Annotated in this window: 16 protein-coding genes and 2 tRNA genes; 17 read left to right on the top strand and 1 reads right to left on the bottom strand. The window is 64.0% G+C overall.

Annotated features, from left to right (window positions below):
- Positions 1-496: 496 nt before the first annotated feature.
- From dnaA to CH278_RS09315, 15 genes are all read left to right on the top strand, one after another.
- A complete protein-coding gene (gene dnaA, locus CH278_RS09390; protein WP_027495001.1) occupies positions 497-2,029 on the top strand; it encodes a chromosomal replication initiator protein DnaA in 1,533 nt (510 codons plus the stop codon).
- 659 nt (positions 2,030-2,688) lie between these two features.
- On the top strand, positions 2,689-3,873 hold the full coding sequence (gene dnaN / locus CH278_RS09380) for a DNA polymerase III subunit beta (protein ID WP_032407801.1): 1,185 nt from the start codon (positions 2,689-2,691) through the stop codon (positions 3,871-3,873).
- 104 nt (positions 3,874-3,977) lie between these two features.
- Positions 3,978-4,904, top strand: coding sequence for a phosphogluconate dehydrogenase (NAD(+)-dependent, decarboxylating) (gene gnd, locus CH278_RS09375; protein ID WP_027494998.1), 927 nt, complete (start codon positions 3,978-3,980; stop codon positions 4,902-4,904).
- Positions 4,905-6,137 (top strand): DNA replication/repair protein RecF, encoded by a 1,233-nt coding sequence (gene recF, locus CH278_RS09370; protein ID WP_094621758.1) that lies wholly within the window; start codon positions 4,905-4,907, stop codon positions 6,135-6,137.
- On the top strand, positions 6,134-6,694 hold the full coding sequence (locus CH278_RS09365) for a DUF721 family protein (RefSeq protein ID WP_094621757.1): 561 nt from the start codon (positions 6,134-6,136) through the stop codon (positions 6,692-6,694). The genes recF and CH278_RS09365 overlap by 4 nt, the downstream gene beginning before the upstream one ends.
- Before the next feature lie 167 nt (positions 6,695-6,861).
- Positions 6,862-7,779 carry a metal-dependent hydrolase gene (locus CH278_RS09360; RefSeq protein ID WP_094621756.1) on the top strand — a complete coding sequence of 306 codons (918 nt, stop codon included), beginning with the start codon at positions 6,862-6,864 and terminating at the stop codon, positions 7,777-7,779.
- 32 nt (positions 7,780-7,811) lie between these two features.
- Entirely contained in the window at positions 7,812-8,909 is a 1,098-nt protein-coding gene (locus tag CH278_RS09355) for a PDR/VanB family oxidoreductase (RefSeq protein WP_373557323.1), read from the top strand.
- 255 nt (positions 8,910-9,164) lie between these two features.
- Positions 9,165-11,207 (top strand): DNA topoisomerase (ATP-hydrolyzing) subunit B, encoded by a 2,043-nt coding sequence (gyrB, locus tag CH278_RS09350; protein ID WP_027494993.1) that lies wholly within the window; start codon positions 9,165-9,167, stop codon positions 11,205-11,207.
- 65 nt (positions 11,208-11,272) lie between these two features.
- Complete coding sequence (gene gyrA / locus CH278_RS09345; RefSeq protein WP_027494992.1) at positions 11,273-13,816, top strand: DNA gyrase subunit A; 2,544 nt, start codon at positions 11,273-11,275, stop codon at positions 13,814-13,816.
- A complete protein-coding gene (locus tag CH278_RS27430; RefSeq protein WP_179274540.1) occupies positions 13,817-15,193 on the top strand; it encodes a DUF3566 domain-containing protein in 1,377 nt (458 codons plus the stop codon). It begins immediately after the preceding gene.
- A 109-nt stretch (positions 15,194-15,302) separates the two neighbouring features.
- Positions 15,303-15,376: transfer RNA gene (locus tag CH278_RS09335), tRNA-Ile, on the top strand.
- A gap of 190 nt (positions 15,377-15,566) precedes the next feature.
- Positions 15,567-15,639 (top strand) — tRNA-Ala (locus tag CH278_RS09330).
- Positions 15,640-16,031: 392 nt separating this feature from the next.
- Complete coding sequence (locus tag CH278_RS09325; protein WP_032371603.1) at positions 16,032-16,982, top strand: acyl-ACP desaturase; 951 nt, start codon at positions 16,032-16,034, stop codon at positions 16,980-16,982.
- A 196-nt stretch (positions 16,983-17,178) separates the two neighbouring features.
- Entirely contained in the window at positions 17,179-18,174 is a 996-nt protein-coding gene (locus tag CH278_RS09320) for a GGDEF domain-containing protein (protein WP_256991929.1), read from the top strand.
- A 123-nt stretch (positions 18,175-18,297) separates the two neighbouring features.
- A complete protein-coding gene (locus tag CH278_RS09315; RefSeq protein ID WP_094621754.1) occupies positions 18,298-19,929 on the top strand; it encodes an alpha/beta hydrolase in 1,632 nt (543 codons plus the stop codon).
- Here CH278_RS09315 and CH278_RS09310 read toward each other — a convergent pair.
- Complete coding sequence (locus CH278_RS09310) at positions 19,918-20,307, bottom strand: hypothetical protein (RefSeq protein WP_032371407.1); 390 nt, start codon at positions 20,305-20,307, stop codon at positions 19,918-19,920. The genes CH278_RS09315 and CH278_RS09310 overlap by 12 nt on opposite strands.
- An 82-nt stretch (positions 20,308-20,389) precedes the next feature.
- Between CH278_RS09310 and CH278_RS09305 the strand changes: the two genes are divergently transcribed.
- A complete protein-coding gene (locus CH278_RS09305) occupies positions 20,390-20,926 on the top strand; it encodes a peptidylprolyl isomerase (protein WP_094621787.1) in 537 nt (178 codons plus the stop codon).
- Positions 20,927-20,950: 24 nt separating this feature from the next.
- Positions 20,951-21,868 carry a rhomboid family intramembrane serine protease gene (locus tag CH278_RS09300; protein WP_094621753.1) on the top strand — a complete coding sequence of 306 codons (918 nt, stop codon included), beginning with the start codon at positions 20,951-20,953 and terminating at the stop codon, positions 21,866-21,868.
- Positions 21,869-21,997: the final 129 nt, after the last annotated feature.

Genomic DNA, 21,997 nt, shown 5'->3' with positions numbered 1-21,997 from the left:
CCAGCAAGCATCGGCCACCTCGCTATTGGGTGACTGTTCGAGAGTACTGATCGAGTCACCGGTGGTCAAACTCGCTCGACATCGACCGATCCGTCGATTCATACACAGGCCACCGACGACGAGACCTCGGACGGGCCGAAGAGTCGACAATATCTGTCGTTCCGCCGCGCCGCGCAACTGGTCGTTGCTGCGATCGAACGACTGACAATGGCTATCGCCGCAGGTCAGACTGTCGTATACGTACTACCACGCCACTCGGTGACGGTTGGGCTCACATCGGTGTCGTTTATCCACACCTGTGGATAATTGTGTGGAAACACAGTTCAGGTGGCATATTCGTACCTTGCGGGGTCCACCGAAGGACCCTTGTCTCGGCCGCGGAGGCGCACGATCGACGACGCTATCCGACGACGCGGTTGCGCGGGTTCGAAACGCCGCACCGAATCGGTTGTCGGAGTCCGGCGAGACCTACAAGCTCGACGACGGAGGGATCGACGTGAACGACGATCCGGATGCGCTTGCGCGCATCTGGCCCGAGGTAGTCGCGGAGCTGACGTCCGACCGACACAGTGGGTCGCCGCTGACCAAGGGCCAAAAGGCCTGGCTCGCGCTGGTCAAACCGCTCACGTTGACTCAGGGCTTCGCTCTGCTCGCCGTCCCGTCGACCTTCGCTCAGGAAGCGATCGAACGTGACCTGCGCGAACCCATCCTGGGAGCCCTGGGGCGTCATCTGGGACAGGGTGTCGAAGGTCTCGGCGTTCGGATCTCCGCCCCCGAGGACGAGAAGCTCGAAACCGAGCGCTCGACGTATCCCGATGCCGTCAGTTCCCCTACGTACCGGCGCCGCGTCCTGACCAGCAGAGACGACGAGCCGTCGGACTCCGAGACCGCCGATTACGAGGAAGTGGACGACGAGCGGGAAGCCCTCGCCAGTGTCCAGAACTCGTGGCCGACGTACTTCACCAAACCACCGGAGTCGACGCCACCGTCGTCGGGTGCCAACAGCCTCAACTCGAAGTACACCTTCGACACGTTCGTGATCGGCGCCTCCAACCGGTTCGCGCACGCCGCCGCGGTCGCCATCGCCGAAGCACCCGCCCGGGCGTACAACCCGTTGTTCGTGTGGGGGGCATCGGGCCTGGGCAAGACGCACCTGCTGCACGCGGCCGGTCACTACGCGCAGCGCCTGTTCCCGGGCATGCGCGTGAAGTACGTCTCCACCGAAGAATTCACCAACGACTTCATCAACAGTCTCCGTGACGACCGCAAGGTGGCGTTCAAGCGCCGCTACCGGGAGACCGACGTGCTGCTGGTCGACGACATTCAGTTCATCGAGGGCAAGGAAGGTATCCAGGAAGAGTTCTTCCACACCTTCAACACGCTGCACAACGCCAACAAGCAGATCGTCGTCTCGTCCGACCGACCACCCAAACAGTTGGCGACCCTCGAGGAGCGGCTGCGTACCCGCTTCGAGTGGGGCCTGATCACCGACGTCCAGCCACCGGAGCTCGAGACGCGGATCGCCATTCTGAGCAAGAAGGCTCGGATGGATCGACTCGACGTGCCGCACGACGTCCTGGAGCTGATCGCCAGCCGCATCGAGCGCAACATCCGCGAGCTCGAAGGCGCCCTCATTCGCGTGACGGCATTCGCCTCGTTGAACGGACAGGCCCTCGACCTCACCCTCGCCGAGGTCGTCCTACGTGACCTGATTCCCGATTCGTCCAGCTTGGAGATCAACGCGGCCACGATCATGGCCGTCACCGCGGAGTACTTCGACACCTCCATCGAGGACCTGTGCGGACCGGGTAAGGCCCGAGCGTTGGCCATGGCCCGGCAGATCGCGATGTATCTCTGCAGAGAGCTCACCGACCTGTCGCTACCAAAGATCGGTCAGACGTTCGGCCGAGATCACACGACGGTGATGTACGCGGACAAGAAGATTCGCAAGGAAATGACCGAGCGTCGCAAGGTCTACGACCAGGTCCAGGAGTTGACGGCGCGCATCAAGCAGCGCTCGAAGCGATAGCTCCACAGTCCTTCGGCAACGACGGCGACGGCGCCGATTCCCATCGCGGGGGTCGGCGCCGTCGCCGTTTTCGTCGGTGATCGGTGCCGCCTCGGTTCGACTCGGGCGTCGATCGAACACGATCTCCAGTCGATTCCGGATCGAATCTGGGTCGATTCCGCGCCGATTCTGGGCCGAATCGGATGACATTTCGGAGCCGACGACCATTGATTCACACCTGTGGATAACCATGTGGACAACCGTCGACTTCTGGGGATGGAATGTGGGCGCCTGTGCACCGATGCGATTGGTCCACAGGCAGCCGTCCGTCAACCGCAGATTGGTCCCGAGTTCATCCCCACGACACCACGCCTAGCCACCAGCATCGCGAGGGCTCCATGCACAGATTGCACAGGACCTATTAATACTTCTGTTTTCTCCTTGAAAGAACTTCTTTGAAAACAGGTGTTGGGGAACGATCCGTTCACAGCCCCCTTCCGACGACCGCATCGGTGCCCTTCGCGGCCTCGCCCGAGCTTTCAACTTCGTCTCGAAGGGCATACGGTGTGCTTGCGCTGGATGTGCCAGACTCGTCGTTGCATCGGTTGGAGCCGCGACGATCGTGGTCGCACCGCTCGACTGTGCACACGAATGCCCCGAACGAGAGGAAATGCCGAGCGATGGAGCTTGGAAGTTTGAAGTTTCGCGTTGCTCGTGAAGATTTTTCCGATTCCGTGGCGTGGGTGGCCCGCAGCCTGCCGTCCCGGCCGCCCGTTCCCGTTCTCGGTGGCGTTCTGCTCGCTGCCGACGAACAGGGTCTGACGGTCTCGGGCTTCGATTACGAGGTCTCCGCCCAGGTGAAGGTGTCGGCCGAAGTGGCCACCGCAGGACGAGTTCTGGTGTCGGGCAAACTACTTGCCGATATCACCAAGTCGTTGCCGAACAAGCCCGTCGACGTCACCGTCGACGGGACTCGCGTTCTCGTCAACTGCGGAAGCGCAAAATTCTCGCTGCCGACGATGCCGGTCGAGGACTATCCTCAGCTACCCGAGTTGCCCAGCAACACCGGTTCGCTGGCCGGTGATGTGTTCTCCGAGGCAATTGCCCAGGTCGCCATTGCGGCGGGCAAGGACGACACGCTTCCCATGCTGACCGGTATCCGTGTCGAGATCGACGGCACCAACGTCGTGCTGGCTGCGACCGACCGATTCCGGTTGGCGGTTCGTGAGGTCGACTGGACTCCCGCCGGCGCCGACACCACCACTGCAGTGCTGATTCCGGCGAAGACCCTGTCCGAGTCGGCCAAGACTCTCGGCGGCAACGCGGGTTCGCCCGTCGAGCTCGCTCTCGGTTCGGGTTCCTCCATCGGGAGCGACGGTTTGCTCGGAATCGTCAGCGACGGGCGCCGCACGACCACTCGTCTGCTCGATGCGGAATTCCCGAAGTTCCGTCAGTTGCTCCCGGCAGAGCACACCGCCGTCGCGACGCTCGAGATCGCGTCGCTGGTCGAGGCCATCAAGCGCGTGGCTCTCGTCGCCGAACGCGGTGCGCAGGTGCGTCTGGAATTCAACGCCGAAGGTGTGCTGCTCTCGGCAGGCGGCGACGATGCCGGCCGCGCCGAGGAAGCTCTGCCGGCCGACTTCCAGGGTGAGGCGCTCACCATCGCGTTCAACCCGGGGTACCTCATCGACGGCCTGTCCTCCTTGCACAGCGAGAAGGTCACGTTCGGTTTCACCACTCCGAGTCGGCCTGCAGTGCTGCGTCCGACGTCGGACGAGGAGCTGGTGCCCGACGATTCCGGCAAGTTCGCGGCGCCTCAGTCCCAATACACCTATCTGTTGATGCCGGTCAGGCTGCCGGGCTGATCCTGCCTGGTTACTGTTGAAGTTGCGGGATCGGACGAGTCGTTCCGCCGACTCCACTCCCGCTCGACCGGAATTACACCTGACACAGACAAGGACGCTTCCTCATGCAGCTGGGCTTGGTCGGTCTCGGAAAAATGGGTTTCAACATGCGCGAGCGGCTGCGCGAGCACGGCCACGAGGTCATCGGTTACGACCCGAGGCCCGAGGTGACGGACACTCCGTCGCTCGCCGGTCTCGCGGAATCCCTCACCGCTCCCCGGGTGGTGTGGGTGATGGTGCCCTCCGGCCAGATCACTCGGGACACCATCACCGGGCTCGGGGATGTTCTCGAACCGGGCGACCTGGTGATCGACGGTGGAAACTCACGTTTCACCGATGACAAGCCCAACGCAGAACTGTTGGACGCCAAGGGAATCGGTTACATCGATGCCGGAGTTTCGGGCGGTGTCTGGGGATTGAAGAACGGCTACGGCCTGATGGTCGGCGGCGACGACGAGCACGTTGCACGCGCGATGCCGATCTTCGACGCCCTGCGTCCGGAAGGGGAGCGCGCGGACGGTTTCGTCCACGCCGGCCCCGTCGGTGCCGGGCATTACTCGAAGATGGTGCACAACGGCATCGAATACGGTCTGATGCAGGCGTACGCCGAGGGCTACGAGATCCTCGAGGCCGAAGAATTGGTGCAGGACGTGCAGGGCGTACTGCGGGCCTGGAGCAAGGGCACCGTCGTGCGGTCGTGGCTGCTCGATCTGTTGGTCGAGGCACTCGGTCAGGATCCGGAGTTCAGTGAGATCTCGGGGTACACCGAGGACTCCGGCGAGGGTCGATGGACCGTCGAGGAGGCCATTCGGCATGCCGTACCCGCCCCGGTCATCTCCGCAGCTCTGTTCGCGAGATTCGCTTCGCGACAAGAAGATTCGCCTGCCATGAAGGCTGTGTCGGCGTTGCGGAACCAGTTCGGCGGGCATGCCGTCAAGAAGGCGGATGCGGACGAGACACTGCGCGCACCCGCGCCGAAGAACACCGAGTAAGTGTTCGTCCGGTCTTTGCAACTTCACGATTTCCGGTCCTGGGACGACGTCATCGTCGACCTGGGCCCGGGATCGACCGTGTTCGTCGGGCCCAACGGACACGGTAAGACCAACCTGCTGGAATCACTCGGTTATCTGTCGACGCTGTCCTCGCACCGGGTCTCGACCGATGCGCCCATGATCAGGGCAGGTGCGTCCACCGCGTTCGTCGGCAGCGCCGTGGTCAACCACGGACGCGAGTTGATCATCGACGTCGAACTGCTCGAGGGCAAGGCGAACAAGGCGAGGATGAACAGGTCTCCGCTGCGTCGGCCACGAGAAATTCTGGGTGTACTCCAGAGTGTGTTGTTCGCACCCGAGGACCTGTCTCTGGTGCGCGGCGACCCGAGCGAGCGCCGGCGGTATCTGGACGAGCTGCTCACCACCAGAATTCCTCGAATGGCCGCTGTGCGTGCAGATTACGACAAGGTGCTGCGTCAGCGGTCGGCACTGCTCAAGACCGCCAACGGGGCGTTGCGCCGAGGCTCGTCGTCCAGCGACGGCTCGAGCGCTCTGGCCACGCTCGATGTCTGGGACGGCCATCTTGCCGCCCACGGTGCCCGATTGCTGTCGGCCAGAATATCTTTGGTACACGAGCTGATGCCCTTCGTGCAGCAGGCCTACGAGTCGATCGCGCCGGAATCGCGGCTCGCAACGTTGTCCTATCGATGCAGCCTCGCCGAGGCACTGCCGCCGGAATTCTCCGATGCCGGCCGAGCACCGGAGTCCGACGACGTCGACGTGCTGGAAGCTGCTTTCCTACACCAGCTTTCGGTGATGAGGCAGCGAGAGATCGAACGTGGGGTGTGTCTGGTCGGTCCCCATCGAGACGATCTGGAATTGATGCTCGGCGACCGACCCACCAAAGGCTTTGCCAGCCACGGTGAATCGTGGTCGTACGCACTCTCTCTTCGGCTCGGCTCCTTTTCGTTGCTGCGCGAGGACGGGACCGACCCCGTCCTGATGCTCGACGACGTGTTCGCCGAGCTCGACCGCAAGCGGCGCACGGCCCTGGCGGCGGTCGCGGCCGACGCGGAACAGGTACTGATCACCGCCGCGGTTCCCGAGGACGTGCCACCCGAACTCGATGCACGACGCTATGGTGTCGAGGCACGTCAGGGATCCGATTCCGGTGCGGCAGGCCGTGTTTCGACCATCACCGAGCTGTCGACGTCGGAGAGTGAGGTGTCATGAGCGACGAGACAAATTCACCGGCACCGGATGAGCAGCCGGAGTTGAAGGGCGTCGACCTTGCGCGTCGGGCGCTCGAAGATGCCCGGGCTGCGGCCAAGGCGAGCGGCAAGTCGGTCGGTCAAGGTCGTTCGTCACCGACCGGGGGTGTCCGGGCACTGCGGGGGCGTCGACGACGGGGTTGGTCGGGAGCGGGCCCCGACGATCGGGATCCGCAGGCATTCGGTGCATTGGCCAACAGCATCGCGTCCAAGCGTGGGTGGTCGGCCAAGGTATCGGAGGGTGCCGTGCTGGGGCGCTGGCCCAGCGTCGTCGGTGAGGACATCTCGGCACACGCCGACCCCACCGGTCTCAAGGACGGAGTGCTCAGTATCTCCGCCGAGTCGACTGCGTGGGCGACGCAGCTCCGACTGATGCAGTCGCAGATTCTGGCGAAGATCGCGGCGGCGGTGGGCCACGGTGTGGTGACGTCGCTTCGGATCACCGGGCCGACGACGCAGAGCTGGCGAAAAGGCGAGCGACATGTCAAAGGTCGTGGTCCGCGGGACACCTACGGATAGTGACTGTTCCCAATGCGCGTTCGACGTAGCCCCTGGTCCAGGTGATCCTCAACAGATGTTGGGGGCAGTGTTGCTGTGAGACAGTTGGTATGCGTAGCGTGATTCGGGACACGCAACGGTCGGGGGACCGAATACTGTTCCATGCGGCCATCGGACGAGGAGAAGTTGTGTCTGCACCTACGAAGAAGGCGTCGACAACGGCGGTCGACGTCGATGGGACCCCCGAAGACAGAGTGGTTCTGCACGCTCGGAACGTCGAATTCGATTGGGAAACTCTGCCGCTGCACTATATGGACGGCAATCCCCTGGCCACCCATCTGATCAACGTGATGCACCTGCTTCTGCCCGAGGGCGAGGAGTGGTTCGTGCGCACGTTCAAAGAGGCGTTGCCGCTCATCCACGACGATCAGTTGCGCGACGACGTGATCGGCTTCATCGGCCAGGAAGCCATGCATGCACAGGCCCACACCGAGGTCCACGATCAGCTTCGGGCCCACGGCATCGATGTCGATCCGTACGTCGACCAGATGAAGTTCCTGTTCGGACGCGCACTCGGCAATCGCTCGGGCCACGGCCAGAACAGCCTGGTGGAGCGGCTGGCCTTGATCGCGGCCGCCGAGCATCTGACCGCGTTCCTCGGCGACTGGGTTCTCAACGCGCGCGAGCTCGACGAAGCCGACGTCGATCCGGTCATGCTCGATCTGTTGCGGTGGCACGGCGCCGAAGAAGTGGAGCATCGTTCGGTGGCGTACGAGGTGATGCGCTACTTCGACGTTCGGCCGGCCCGGCGTATCCGTACCTACGTGGTCATTGCACCCACTCTCGTCTGGTTTTGGACGCGCGGCGTGCGCTACCTCATGAACCAGGATCCGACGTTGGCGCATCTGTCGCCGAAGGAGCGCACGCCGTCGTTCCGTGAATTCCGACGCGTCGCCAAGGCCGGTCTGTTTCCGACGCCGATGTCCATGGTCAAGGCGTCCCTTCGGTACTTCAAGAGCACATATCACCCGTCTCAGGAAGGCTCGACGGCCCAGGCCGTGCAGTATCTCGCCACCTCGCCGGCGGCGCGGTCCGCTGATCGATGACCAAACGCACGTTGCGGAGCAGGCTCGACGCGATGGCTCGAAAGGTCGACTCGTTCCGAGTAGGCCGCACAATTCCACAGAATCTGTACGGGCGTGACGAGCCGGATCAGACGGTGTCGCTGGTCACCGATGCACTGGACAAGTGGTTCGCCCTCCTCGACAACGGTGAGTACGACGCCTCGTTCGCGGCGCCTCCCGTCGCGCGTACCCGAGAACTGACACTGGTCTCCCGTGACGTTCTGTGCATCGACGAACAGGTCGTCCAGCTGACCTTCGCCGCCGCTGACGGGTCGGCTATGCCGCCGTGGGCACCGGGAATGCACTTGGATTTCTACCTTCCCTCCGGTCGGCGTCGGCAGTACTCCCTGTGCGGATTGCCCAGTGACGACACGTACTCGATCGCAGTACGACTCGTGCCGGACGGCGGCGGCGGATCTCCGGAGATGCACGCGCTGACGGTCGGCACTGCGGTGTCGATCAGGGGGCCGCGCAACGGGTTTCCGTTCGTACCGTCCGAACAGGCAGTGTTCGTCGCCGGTGGAATCGGCATCACCGCGATCATCTCGATGGTGCGCCGTGCCCGCGATCTGGGCATGGACTGGCACCTCGTCTACTGCGGCCGCTCCCGCGAGTCGATGCCGTTTCTCGACGAGATCGAGGGCTGGGATCCCGCCCGGGTCACCGTGCGCACCGACGACGTGGACGGCATGCCGTCGAGCATGGATCTGTTGGGATCGACGGCCCCCGGCGGTTCGGTCTACGTATGTGGTCCGCCGCCGATGATCGACCTCGTTCGCGCCTCGTTCGACGCCCTCCCGGCCACGCATCTGCACTTCGAGCGCTTCTCACCGCCGCCGGTGAAGAACGGGACGGAATTCGAAGTGCAGCTCGTCGATTCCGGCGAAATTCTGTCGGTCGGTGCGGAAGAGACTGCGCTGCATGCCATTCGACGCATCAGGCCGGATGTCGCGTACTCGTGTCAGCAGGGTTTCTGCGGCACGTGCCGGGTGCGAGTGCTCAGCGGAACACCACAGCATCGAGAGAATCGGTTGACGACCGAGGAGCAGCGGCACGAGATGTTGATCTGTGTCTCGCGGTCGGACGGAGAACGGATCGTCCTCGATCTGTAGCCGAATCGCCGGTTTTACCCTTCATCTTTGTCGTCCGATGTCGAGAAAATGCGCCTGTGAAGCAATCAGGGGCCCTTTAGGGGTGTCATCGTCCCCATGCTGTCGCAGCCACCCAGTACTATGGACCGGTACGACATCAAGCCCGGAACAAACGCATGGACCGGGCACGGCGGAAACGACCGTGCCGACCCTGCGGTAGCACCTACAGCAGGTGTGAGCGGGGTAGTGGACGCGTAGAAGGAGAACCAGCTAACCGTGGCTGCCCAGAAGTCAGGTAACAGTGAGAACAGCAAGGATTACGGCGCTTCGTCCATCACGGTCCTCGAGGGCCTGGAAGCAGTCCGTAAGAGGCCCGGTATGTACATCGGTTCCACCGGTGAACGAGGCCTGCACCACCTGATCTGGGAGGTCGTCGACAACTCCGTCGACGAGGCCATGGCCGGCTACGCCTCCACCGTCGACGTCACCATCCACGAAGACGGCAGCGTCGAGGTCAAGGACGACGGCCGCGGCATCCCCGTCGCCATGCACTCCTCCGGTGTTCCCACCGTCGAGGTCGTCATGACCCAGCTGCACGCCGGTGGCAAGTTCGACTCCGACTCCTACGCCGTCTCCGGCGGTCTGCACGGCGTCGGTATCTCCGTCGTGAACGCACTCTCGACCAAGGTCGAACTGCAGATCGCGCGTGACGGTCACCGCTACAAGCAGACGTACGATTACGCCAAGCCCGGCCCACTCGAGACCGTCGGCGACACCACGGAGACCGGCACCACGGTGCGGTTCTGGGCCGACGGCAAGATCTTCGAGACCCTCGATTACAGCTTCGAGACCGTGCACCGTCGCCTGCAGGAGATGGCGTTCCTCAACAAGGGACTGACCATCAACTTCACCGACGAGCGAGTGGCGGCCACCGACGCGACCGAGGAAGAACTCGGCGAGACCGCCGAGGCACCCAAGACCGCCGAGGAAGAGCAGGCCGACGCGGCCAACGCGAAGCCGGCCAAGGTTCGTAAGCGGACGTACCACTACCCCGACGGTCTGGTGGACTTCGTCAAGCACATCAACCGCACCAAGACCGCGATTCACAACTCGGTCGTCGGCTTCACCGGCAAGGGTGAGGGCCACGAGGTCGAGATCGCCATGCAGTGGAACGCTGGTTACTCCGAATCGGTGCACACCTTCGCCAACACGATCAACACGCACGAGGGCGGTACCCACGAAGAGGGTTTCCGTACCGCGCTGACGTCGACGGTGAACAAGTACGCCATCGAGAAGAAACTGGTCAAGGAAAAGGACGTCAAGCTCACCGGCGACGACATCCGCGAAGGCCTCGCCGCCGTCATCTCGGTGCGAGTCGGGGAGCCCCAGTTCGAGGGACAGACCAAGACCAAGCTCGGCAACACCGAGATTCGCTCGTTCGTGCAGAAGGCGTGCAACGAGCACCTCTCGCACTGGTTCGAGTCCAACCCGGCCGATGCCAAGACAATCATCAACAAGGCGGTCTCGTCCGCGCAGGCCCGCATGGCCGCGCGTAAGGCGCGAGAGTTGGTGCGGCGCAAGAGCGCAACCGATATCGGTGGCCTGCCCGGCAAGCTCGCAGACTGCCGCTCGAACGATCCGAGCAAGTCCGAGATCTACATCGTGGAGGGCGACTCCGCCGGCGGCTCGGCCAAATCCGGCCGTGACTCGATGTTCCAGGCGATCCTGCCGCTGCGCGGAAAGATCATCAACGTCGAGAAGGCCCGCATCGACCGCGTCCTCAAGAACAACGAGGTCCAGTCGATCATCACCGCGTTCGGCACCGGCATTCACGACGAGTTCGACATCGCCAAGCTGCGCTATCACAAGATCGTGCTGATGGCCGACGCCGACGTCGACGGCCAGCACATCTCCACCCTGCTGATGACCCTGCTGTTCCGGTTCATGCGGCCGCTGATCGAGAACGGTCACGTCTACCTGGCCATGCCGCCGCTGTACAAGCTCAAGTGGAGCCGCGGCGAACCGGATTTCGCGTACTCCGACCGCGAGCGCGACGGTCTGCTCGAGGCCGGTATCGCCAACAAGCGCAAGATCAACGTCGAGGACGGCGTCCAGCGCTACAAAGGCCTCGGCGAGATGAACGCCAAGGAGCTGTGGGAAACCACGATGGACCCGGCAGTGCGAGTTCTTCGTCTGGTCACTCTCGACGATGCCGCGGCCGCGGACGAACTGTTCAGCGTCCTGATGGGCGAGGACGTGTCCGCCCGCCGAAGCTTCATCGCGCGTAACGCGAAAGATGTTCGCTTTCTTGACGTTTAGTCGTTTCTCGGACGCACCGCACTCAGTGTCGGTGCGTCCGACGACCGTTTTCGAGGAGATCTTCTATGTCTGACATCACCGAACCGCCGGTCGGGCCCCCGCCGGGCTCGACCACCAACGCCGAGGGCGGCGACCGGATCGATCCGGTCGACATCCAGCAGGAAATGCAGCGCAGCTACATCGATTACGCCATGAGCGTCATCGTCGGCCGCGCGCTTCCCGAGGTCCGCGACGGTCTCAAGCCGGTGCACCGACGTGTGCTGTACGCGATGTACGACTCGGGCTTCCGTCCCGACCGTAGCTACGTGAAATCCGCACGGCCCGTTGCCGAAACGATGGGTAACTACCATCCCCACGGCGACACCTCGATCTACGACGCGCTCGTGCGTCTGGCTCAGCCGTGGTCGATGCGGTACCCACTGGTCGACGGCCAGGGCAACTTCGGCTCCCGCGGCAACGACGGCGCCGCCGCCATGCGATACACCGAAGCGCGCCTGACCCCGCTCGCGATGGAGATGCTGCGCGACATCGACGAGGAAACCGTCGACTTCATCCCCAACTACGACGGCAAAACCCAAGAGCCGACGGTACTTCCGTCGCGTGTGCCGAACCTGTTGATGAACGGCTCCAACGGTATCGCCGTCGGTATGGCCACCAACATTCCGCCGCACAACCTGCGTGAACTCGGCGACGCGGTGTTCTGGGCCCTCGACAACTTCGAGGCCGACGAGGAAGCGACTCTCGCGGCCTGCATGGAACGCGTCAAGGGTCCGGACTTCCCCACCCACGGACTCATCGTCGGCGGCCAGGGAATTCAGGATGCGTACTCGACCGGCCGCGGTTCGATCCGCATGCGCGGCGTCGTCGAGATCGAGGAAGACTCCAACGGTCGCACGACGATCGTCATCACCGAACTGCCTTTCCAGGTCAACCCCGACAACCTGATCACCTCGATCGCCGAGCAGGTCCGCGACGGCAAGTTGTCCGGTATCTCGAAGATCGACGACGAGTCCTCGGACCGCGTCGGTATGCGCATCGTCGTGACGATCAAGCGCGACGCCGTCGCCAAGGTCGTGCTCAACAACCTGTACAAGCACTCGCAGCTGCAGACCAGCTTCGGTGCCAACATGCTCTCGATCGTCGACGGCGTGCCGCGCACCCTGCGGCTCGATCAGATGATCCGGTACTACGTCACTCACCAACTCGACGTGATCGTTCGTCGTACTCGGTACCGCCTGCGCAGAGCCGAGGAGCGGGCCCACATCCTGCGCGGCCTCGTGAAGGCGCTCGACGCGTTGGACGAGGTCATCGCCCTCATCCGTGCGTCGCAGACGGTCGATCTCGCCAAGCAGGGCTTGATCGATCTGCTCGACATCGACGAGATCCAGGCGCAGGCAATTCTCGACATGCAGCTGCGGCGCCTCGCAGCCCTCGAGCGCCAGAAGATCATCGACGAGTTGGCCGAACTCGAACGCACCATCGCCGACCTGCAGGACATTCTGGCCAAGCCGGAGCGTCAGCGTCAGATCGTGCGAGACGAACTGGCCGAGATCGTCGAGAAGTTCGGCGACGACCGTCGCACGCGCATCATCGCTGCCGACGGCGACGTCAACGACGAAGATCTGATCGCCCGGGAGAACGTGGTCGTCACGATCACCGAGACCGGTTACGCCAAGCGCACCAGAACCGATCTGTACCGGTCGCAGAAGCGCGGCGGCAAGGGCGTGCAGGGAGCAGGCCTCAAGCAGGACGACATCGTCAGCAAGTTCTTCGTCTGCTCGACGCACGACTGGATCCTGTTCTTCACCACCAAGGGACGTGTCTACCGGGCCAAGGCGTACGAGCTGCCCGAGGCCAACCGCACGGCGCGCGGACAGCACGTCGCGAACCTGCTGGCGTTCCAGCCCGACGAACGCATCGCGCAGGTCATCCAGATCAAGACCTACGAAGATGCTCCCTACCTGGTGCTCGCCACCAAGGGCGGTCTGGTCAAGAAGTCGCGTCTGACCGACTTCGACTCCAACCGCAGCGGCGGCATCGTGGCCGTCAACCTCCGCGGTGAGGACGAGCTGGTCGGAGCAGTTCTGGCGTCGTCCGACGACGACCTGCTGCTCGTCTCTGCTCAGGGCCAATCGATCCGATTCTCGGCTACCGACGAGGTACTGCGACCCATGGGCCGCGCCACCTCCGGTGTCCAGGGCATGCGTTTCAACGGCGAAGACGAGCTGCTCTCGCTCAACGTGGTCAGCGAGAACAAGTTCCTGCTGGTCGCGACGTCGGGCGGTTATTCCAAGCGCACCGCGATGGAGGACTACCCGCAGCAGGGCCGCGGCGGAAAGGGAGTACTGACAATCCAGTACGACCCCAAGCGTGGCACGCTGGTGGGAGCTCTCATCGTCGACGACGAGGACGAGCTGTACGCCATCACGTCCAGTGGTGGCGTCATCCGGACCGCTGCCAAGCAGGTTCGGAAAGCCGGCCGACAGACCAAGGGCGTGCGGTTGATGAATCTCGGTGAAGGCGACACACTGCTCGCGATAGCGCGCAACGCCGACGAGATCGAACCGGACGCAGCAGGTCCCGAAGACGATGCACCGAAGGAGTCGTAAGTGAGCACTCCCAACCGGCCTGGCAGCAGGCCCGGCCCCACGGGTGGACCGGACGGCAGGGACGCTGCGCAGACCGAGCAGCCATCGCGTCCGGCACCCCCCGAAGGTGCCCGACCGGGAAGTCGCCCCCAGCCGGCGACGCGTCCGGCTCCCGCGGCCGGGCGAGGACCGGCACCGCAGCAGGGTGCTCGGCCACCGGCACGCCCGACACAGGGTGGTCCGGCCGGCCCGCCTCGTCCGACGCAGGGACCGCCGCCGCAGCGCCCACCGGCACCGCAGGGTCAGCCGGGTTCTCAGGGTCAGCCGGCACCTCAGGGACCGCCGCCGCGAGCACCTCAGCAGGGACCGGCACCGCAGGGACCGGCTCAGTCTCGCCCGCCCCAGGCGGCCAACGGTCGGCCCGGTGAGCCGGGTACCGCAAACGCCGACGGCGGTCGCCCCGCCAACGGCCAGCCGCCGCAGGGTCAGGGACCGTCCGGTCCTGCATCGCCGCCGCGTCCCGCCAATGACGCAGCGCCGGTCGCCGAGGGGTCGGCCGAGTCGAAGGCTCCGGCACCGACCCAGGCGATACCGACTCAGCGCGGAGACGGCCCGCAGGGCGGTTCCGGCATTCCGCCCTGGCAGCGCGGCCCCGGCCAGCGTCCGGCACAGCAGGGGCCCGACGACCGTCAGCAGCCCCAGAACCAACCGCAGACGAACCTGTCCGGGCGCGGCACCGCACTGCCGGCGACAGGTGAGTTCGATCGTTCGACAGCGGCAGCTGCAGCCGCCTCGGCAGCGCCGGGCCAGCGCGAATCGGGTGAGCGTGAATCGGGCGAGCGTGAATCGGGTGAGGACAAGACCGAACGACGCGAGGCAGCGCGGTCGAAGGCGGCCGTGATCGACGGACCGACTCGGCACATCGAGCGCAAGGATCTGGCGAAGGACATGCCGGATCTGTCCGCCACCCGGCATCCCGAGCCGACGGCAGCCGATCGCGCAGCCCCCACCGCCATCACGGCGGTACCCAGCGCGGACGGCGATCCTCTGCGGGCGACGATCCAGATTCGTAAGATCGATCCTTGGTCGACGCTCAAGATCGCACTGGTCATCGCTGTGTCGCTGTTCTTCGTGTGGATGGTGGCCGTCGGCCTGCTGTACGCCGTGCTCGACGGCATGGGTGTGTGGGACCGACTCAACAGTGCCTTCACCGAGATCGTCAACGAATCCGGCGACGGCGGACTCGTCAGCGCCGGTCAGGTGTTCGGCTACGCCGCAGTGATCGGTGTGATCAATGTCGTACTGTTCACCGCACTCACCACGATCGGGGCCTTCATCTACAACCTGTCGTCGGACCTGGTCGGCGGCGTCGAAGTGACGCTGGCAGATCGCGACTGACCAGCACGGACGACTGCCGTATCGGGCCGTTTTGGAAGACAGCGGCCCGATACGGTAATCTCATCCCTCGGTTCGAGGAGAGCAATTCTTCGCCCCGAAGCAGTATCGAGGGCCTATAGCTCAGGCGGTTAGAGCGCTTCCCTGATAAGGAAGAGGTCGGAGGTTCAAGTCCTCCTAGGCCCACACCGAACGAACGAAAAGAGGCAGGACGTGAAAATCCTTCTTCTTGTTGCTTCGGTGGTGATCGCAGTGCTGACAGTATCGAAGGTGCGCTCCACGCGCAGCTCGGAAGGCGTCTGGCACAGCATCTCCACCGGGTGACAATCGCTCGGAGAGAACGTGTAAAGTTCGTGCACGTTCGACAGCAACACCCGGGGCCTTAGCTCAGTTGGTAGAGCGCTGCCTTTGCAAGGCAGATGTCAGGAGTTCGAATCTCCTAGGCTCCACAATCAAAAGGACGTCCATTCCGATGGGCGTCCTTTTTCGATCCCACCCTCGACTGCCGCTCACCCCAAGTCCACTAGATGTGACATTGACCCCCGAAAAGTCCACCGAACGTGACATCGAGTCCCGGCCGGGTGGCAGGGATGCATCGACCACTGTTGTGACTCGGACCAACCGCTGTCGAGATCGGTGCCCAGATATCCAGATCATTGTTGGATTCGTTTCGCATCACGTCCGCGGTCCCTAGCGTTCTTCGGGTACAGCAGCGTCGGTTCTCTGATCGACGGGACAGGTCGCGGCGGCGCACCGCAGGGGGGTGTGCCGTCGTTCGACTTCGGCGTCTCGGATCGGTCTTCGGTTCGGGCGTCTCATATTTCTCGGAGGAGCCCCACAGATGACGCGTGTTCTCGATCATGAAGAGCTGTTGACCGAACTCGACGGCACGTTGGAAGCCAACCTGAATCGCCATCTGTCGATGGCGAAGGAGTGGCATCCGCATGATTACGTGCCGTGGGATCTGGGTCGCAATTTTGCGGCGATGGGCGGAGAGGACTGGTCGCTGGAGCAGTCGTCTTTGTCGGAGTTGGCTCGTACAGCGATGATCACCAATCTGTTGACCGAAGACAATCTGCCGTCGTACCACCGCGGTCTGGCCGACAACTTCTCGTTGGACGGAGCCTGGGGCACCTGGGTGGGCCGTTGGACCGCGGAGGAGAACCGTCACGGGATCGTGATGCGCGACTATCTGGTCGTCACACGCGCCGTCGACCCGGTCGAGCTAGAGCGGGCTCGGATGCACCACATGACGGTCGGAGTCGATGCCCCGATGGACGGCTCCAACTTCTTGCATTCGGTGGCGTACGTGACGTTCCAGGAGCTCGCGACGCGCGTGTCCCACCGCAACACGGGTCTGGCCTGTGGTGACCCGATCGCCGATCGAATGCTGGCCAGGGTGGCCGCCGACGAGAATTTGCACATGATCTTCTACCGGAACCTCGGCGAGGCGTCGCTCGACCTGGTCCCGGACCAGATGGTCCGTGCCATCGCCGATGTCGCGACGGACTTTCAGATGCCGGGACTGAACATGCCGAACTTCCGCAAGAACGCCATGATCCTGGCGAAGCACGGGATCTACGATCTCCGCCAGCATTTGGACGAGGTGCTGATGCCGGTGTTGCGGAAATGGAACATCCTCGAGCGCAACGACTTCAGTGGTGAGGGCGAACGCGATCGCGATCGTCTGGCCGCATTCGTCCAGGATCTCGAGGCGAAGGCGACGAAGTTCGAGGAATCACGCGATCGCCTGTTGGCGCGGGAGGCAGCGCGGGCCGAGAAAGCGTCCTGACCTGCTACGGAATCGCTGCTGCGGGTCGTGATCGAAGCTCGGAGGTGTTAGAGTCCGGTCACGGGTGGGCCCGATGAGGCGATGGTCGTAGTGCGTGGGGAGGGCCGATGGTGCCTGGGGGGAATCGCGTGAGCGGTGGTGTCCGGTTCGTTGCGTGCCTCGGTGAGGCGTCACGCGTAGTCGACGGTGTCTGCTGGTGAGCAGATTCAGGTTCGACGAGTCCGGCCGGATGCTGGCGGTATTCGCCGCGGTGACCACGGTTCTCTACATCGCGAACGGCATTGCATCGTGGTCGGACCTGTCCGACCCGCAGCAGCTCTTCGCCGCGCTCGCAGTGGTTCTGGGGCCGGCGGCGATCGTTGTTCTCGCCCGGGCAGGAGCGCCGAGTCCCAAGCATGCGGTCGGGATCGCCACCGCTCTGTCGGTGGGCGCGCTTGCCTGTGCATTGGGTAGTAGTAACACGATGCCCGCGTTCTTGATCTGCGTGCAAGCGGCGATGTTCCTCGGCATGCACATCGGGGCGTTCTGGTCCGAGCGCGACGCTGGAATATGGGTTGCGGTGCTGGCCGTGTCTGCGGTCGTGGGTGCCGCCGTCGCCCCCTACGGCACGCCCTTCATCAGCTACATTCTGGTCGCCCTGGGCATCGTCGGCGCAACGGAAGTGTTCGGTGTGTTCGCGCGTCGAATGCGGTATTCGGCCACTCATGACGCGTTGACGGGCCTGCTCAATCGATTCGGTTTCGAGTCGAAGATCGAGAAGATGTTGCCCGCGTGCGCCGCTCGTGGTCTGACGGTCAGTCTGGCGGTGCTCGATCTCGACAACTTCAAGGAGATCAACGACGAGTACGGCCACATTGCCGGCGACGTGTTGCTCACTCGCGTCTCGAAGGCGTGGAAGGGGCAACTGACGAAACGGGATGTTCTGGGCCGGCTCGGCGGAGACGAATTCGTCCTGTTCATGCCAGGGGTTCTCGAGGCCGAAGCCTGGCAGGTCATCGACGGCTTGCGCCGATCCCATCGAGCCGAGTGGAGCGTCGGTCTGGCCTGTATGCCTGCCGGCCGCCGGTGGGGTGAGATCTACCGCGCCGCGGACGCAGACCTGTACCGCGCCAAGCGGAGTCGTCCCCCGAAGGCGTCTCGCCATACCGAGCCCGGCGACGGACATCGCGGGCCGGTACGCAGAATCGTGTAGCGATACACCGATATGCCCGTCATCCCCAGATTTCATCCACAGCCTGGGGATAGATTTCTCGCTGCACCGTCTCGCTGACGTTGACTCGTCGAGTACGACGACAACTCTGCGGGAGGGATTGCGATGGTCACGCTCGACGACGTCAGATCATGGGACAGTCAGGCGTTGACCGCCGTCTCGAATCGGTTCATGCACAGTTGGCGCGAATTGACCGCCGTGCACAGTTCACTGCTGGAGACCGTCGTCGACGACGGATGGCAGGGCCCCGCGGCAACGGCATACCGAGATGCCATCGGAGCTCTCCGTGCGCAGGTGGGGGACTGTGCGACGGAGCTACTGCGGGTAGCGCTGTGCACCGCTCCGGCGGCCATCGACATGGCCGGACTCGTCTCGGCGCTGACCGCTCTGGAATCGAACGCCACGCGCGAGCACTTCGATATCCGACGCGACGGTTCGGTGACCGACGTGCTGACGTCGTATTCGGTTGCGCAGCAGGACTTGTCGTCGACCATTCGCGATCGGCGTCGCCGCTGCACCGAGTTGGCCGAACGCATCACCCAACTGATGCGAGCCGCGACCGCGTTCGACGACGACCTTGCCCGACGCCTCACCGGCGACATCTCGCCGGGGAGCGTGAGAACAGCAGGGGTATCGGTAGTGCCGGTCGACGGGAGCCCGGCCACGAATGCGGCGTTCTGGAGCGCACTCTCGCCCGCCGAGCGCACTCGACTGCTCGTCGAGCACCCGGCTCTCATCGGTAATCTCGACGGCGTGCCGGGTCGAATTCGGGATTCAGCGAACCGTCGGGTACTTGCCAGTGAGCGCCTCCGACTGCAGGCTGTGGCGGATGAACTCAGAAAACAGTTGCAGGACAACACTTTCGGAGGAATGTTCAGTGATGCCGACGCCGGCTTGGAACAGACGCTAACACGGTTGCGTTCGCTCGACGCGATCGAGAGCACTCTGGCGCAGGGTGACAGGCAACTGTTGGCGCTCGACAATTCGACGTATGCAGAGACCACTGCCGCGATTGCGATAGGTGACGTCGACACGGCAACACACGTGGCGGTGTTCGTACCCGGCCTCGGCTCGACCGTCCACGGAGACGCGGTACGTTACGACGGCGACCTGGAAAACCTCAAAAATACTGTGGAACAGACATTTTCGGAGGATCCGCCGCCCACCGTCGCAGCCGTGACGTGGATGAACTACCAGGCACCACAGCTGGGATGGGGCCTGCTCGATCCCCATCGAACCGTCGTATCCGACGCAGCAGCGCACGCAGGGGCGACGCGATTGGCGCCCTTTCTGGAGGGCCTCGATGCGGCCCGGTCGAACGATCCACATCTGTCGGTGCTCGCACACTCGTACGGATCATTGACCGCAGCCGCTGCCCTGCACGAAAGCACCGGCGTCGACGAGTTCGTGGCCCTCGGATCACCTGGCCTCGGCACCGACAGTGTGACCGACCTACAGGTTCCCGACGGTCACGTTTTCGCGGCGGAGGCGCGCGGGGACATCGTTGCTGACATCGGTGCCTTCGGTCGCGATCCCGGCACACTCGATGGAGTGACCCAACTGGCGACCGACGAGGGCGACGGGCGTCCGGGCACCACAGGTCACGGCGACTACCTCACGGACGGTTCGAGCGTCGAACACAACGTCGCGCTGGTCGTCGCCGGCCGGGGTGACGATGCAGAAACCAGGCCCCGGCCGGGCCTGTTCGATCTACTACAGAAGCTGCTATACCTGTGACGTCGACTCGTCTTCGTAATCGACCAGGCTGGGCGGCGCATCTGCGGGCGGCGGCACTTCGTGGCGGCGACGGCTGAGGTAGAACACGACACCTCCGACGACGACAGCGGCAGCTCCGAGCGCCAGGACGCGACGCTTGTTTCCCGGCGTCCGATCAGCCGTGAGAGCTGCCTTGGTCAGATCGGCCCGGGCAATGCGCTCGGCGGTTGCCGCGCGACGCTGCGCAGCCTGCTTACGCGCCAGACCGTAGCCGCGCTTGGCGAGCAACAGGCCCACTCCGGCAGGGCCCTTGCTCACGACGGAAGCGGCACCGAGCAGCGTCGACGCCGCCGTACCGGTGGAGGAGTGAACCCGCTCGGTTTTCGTTGTGCTCGTCATGCCCTCACTGTTCCACAACAGCGCCCCGATCGACCCTCCCGATACACCACCTGTGAACTACCCGGTCGCTCGAGATGGCACGATGGTGAGCGTGACTTCACCAAACAAGACCCAAACGGCAACGCTGCACACCAACCGCGGCGACATCGTCATCGAACTGTTCGGCAATCACGCCCCCAAGACCGTCGCGAACTTCGTCGGTCTCGCGGACGGGTCGAAGGAATACACGACGCAGAACGCGTCGGGTGCCAAGACCGGACCGTTCTACGACGGCGCAGTCTTCCACCGCGTCATCGACGGTTTCATGATCCAGGGCGGCGACCCGACCGGAACCGGCACCGGCGGACCGGGCTACAAGTTCGAGGACGAGTTCCACCCGGAGCTCTCCTTCGACCGCCCGTACCTGCTGGCCATGGCCAACGCAGGCCCCGGCACCAACGGCTCGCAGTTCTTCATCACCACCGGCAAGACCCCGCACCTCAACCGCAAGCACAGCATCTTCGGTGAGGTCACCGACGAGGCGTCCAAGAAGGTCGTCGACGCCATCTCGAGCACGCAGGTCGGCCGCGGCGATCGCCCGGTGGAAGAGGTCGTCATCAACAGCATCACCATCGCCTGATTCGGTTGTAGAAGGAATTACACGATGACAAACCCCGGCTGGGGTGGCGCGTACGGCGACCAGCCCAACCCACCTCAGTCGGTGTGCGTCAGACATCCCGATCGCCCGACCGGCCTGGCCTGCTCTCGATGCGGCCGGCCCGCGTGCCCACAGTGCCTGCAGCCCGCGGCCGTAGGGCAACACTGTGTCGACTGTGTGCGCGACGGCAACAAGAACGTCCGGACCGCACGTACGGTCGCCGGCGCGCCGATGACACGCTCCGCCAAGACACCCCTGACCTTCGCGCTGATCGCGATCAACGTCGTGATCTTCGGCATCACCGCCGCTCAATCCGGCGACCTCATGAGCAATTTCCGTGGATCCTCGCTGGCCGACGCCTGGGCACTGAACAGCCTGCTGGTCGCGGACGGTGATGTGTGGCGCCTCCTCAGCAGTGGGTTCATCCACATAGGACCCATTCACTTGCTGGTGAACATGTTCGCCCTCTACATCATCGGCCGAGACGTCGAACTGGTGCTGGGCCGTAGCCGCTATCTCGCCGTCTACTTCCTGTCGCTGCTCGGCGGCAGCGCATCGGTCCTGCTGTTCGAGAACCCCCTCGCCGCCACCGCCGGCGCGTCGGGTGCCGTATTCGGATTGCTCGGCGCACAGGCCGTCATTTTGCTGCGACTCAAGCGCTCCCCGACCCCGGTCCTGGTCGTGATCGCGCTGAACATCTTCATCAGCATCTCCATCCCCAGCATCTCGCTGTGGGGCCACATGGGCGGACTGGTCGCCGGAGCGGCAGCCACCGCCGGATTGGTGTTCCTACCCAACCGCAACAGCGCGCAGCCTCGTGCCGGGATATCCCTCGCCTGGCTCTCCGTGGCCGCAGTAGCCCTGATTGCCCTGGGCACCATCGCGGTCCGAGTCCTCGACCTGCGCGCGCAGATGGGCCTCTGAAGTCCACTAAATGTGCCATTGACCCCCGAAAAGGCCACTGGACGTCACATTGACTCCCGGTGATGCCGATCGCGTGCTCGGCAATCACCATGGGCTGCCGGCTGGTGTCCGGCGGCTTTGCGACGGCTC

The organism is Rhodococcus sp. 05-2254-5 (assembly GCF_002258575.1).
Lineage (GTDB): Bacteria > Actinomycetota > Actinomycetes > Mycobacteriales > Mycobacteriaceae > Rhodococcoides > Rhodococcoides fascians.
The sequence above is the reverse complement of the archived record's forward strand: the minus strand, read 5'-3'. Positions and strand labels throughout refer to the sequence as shown.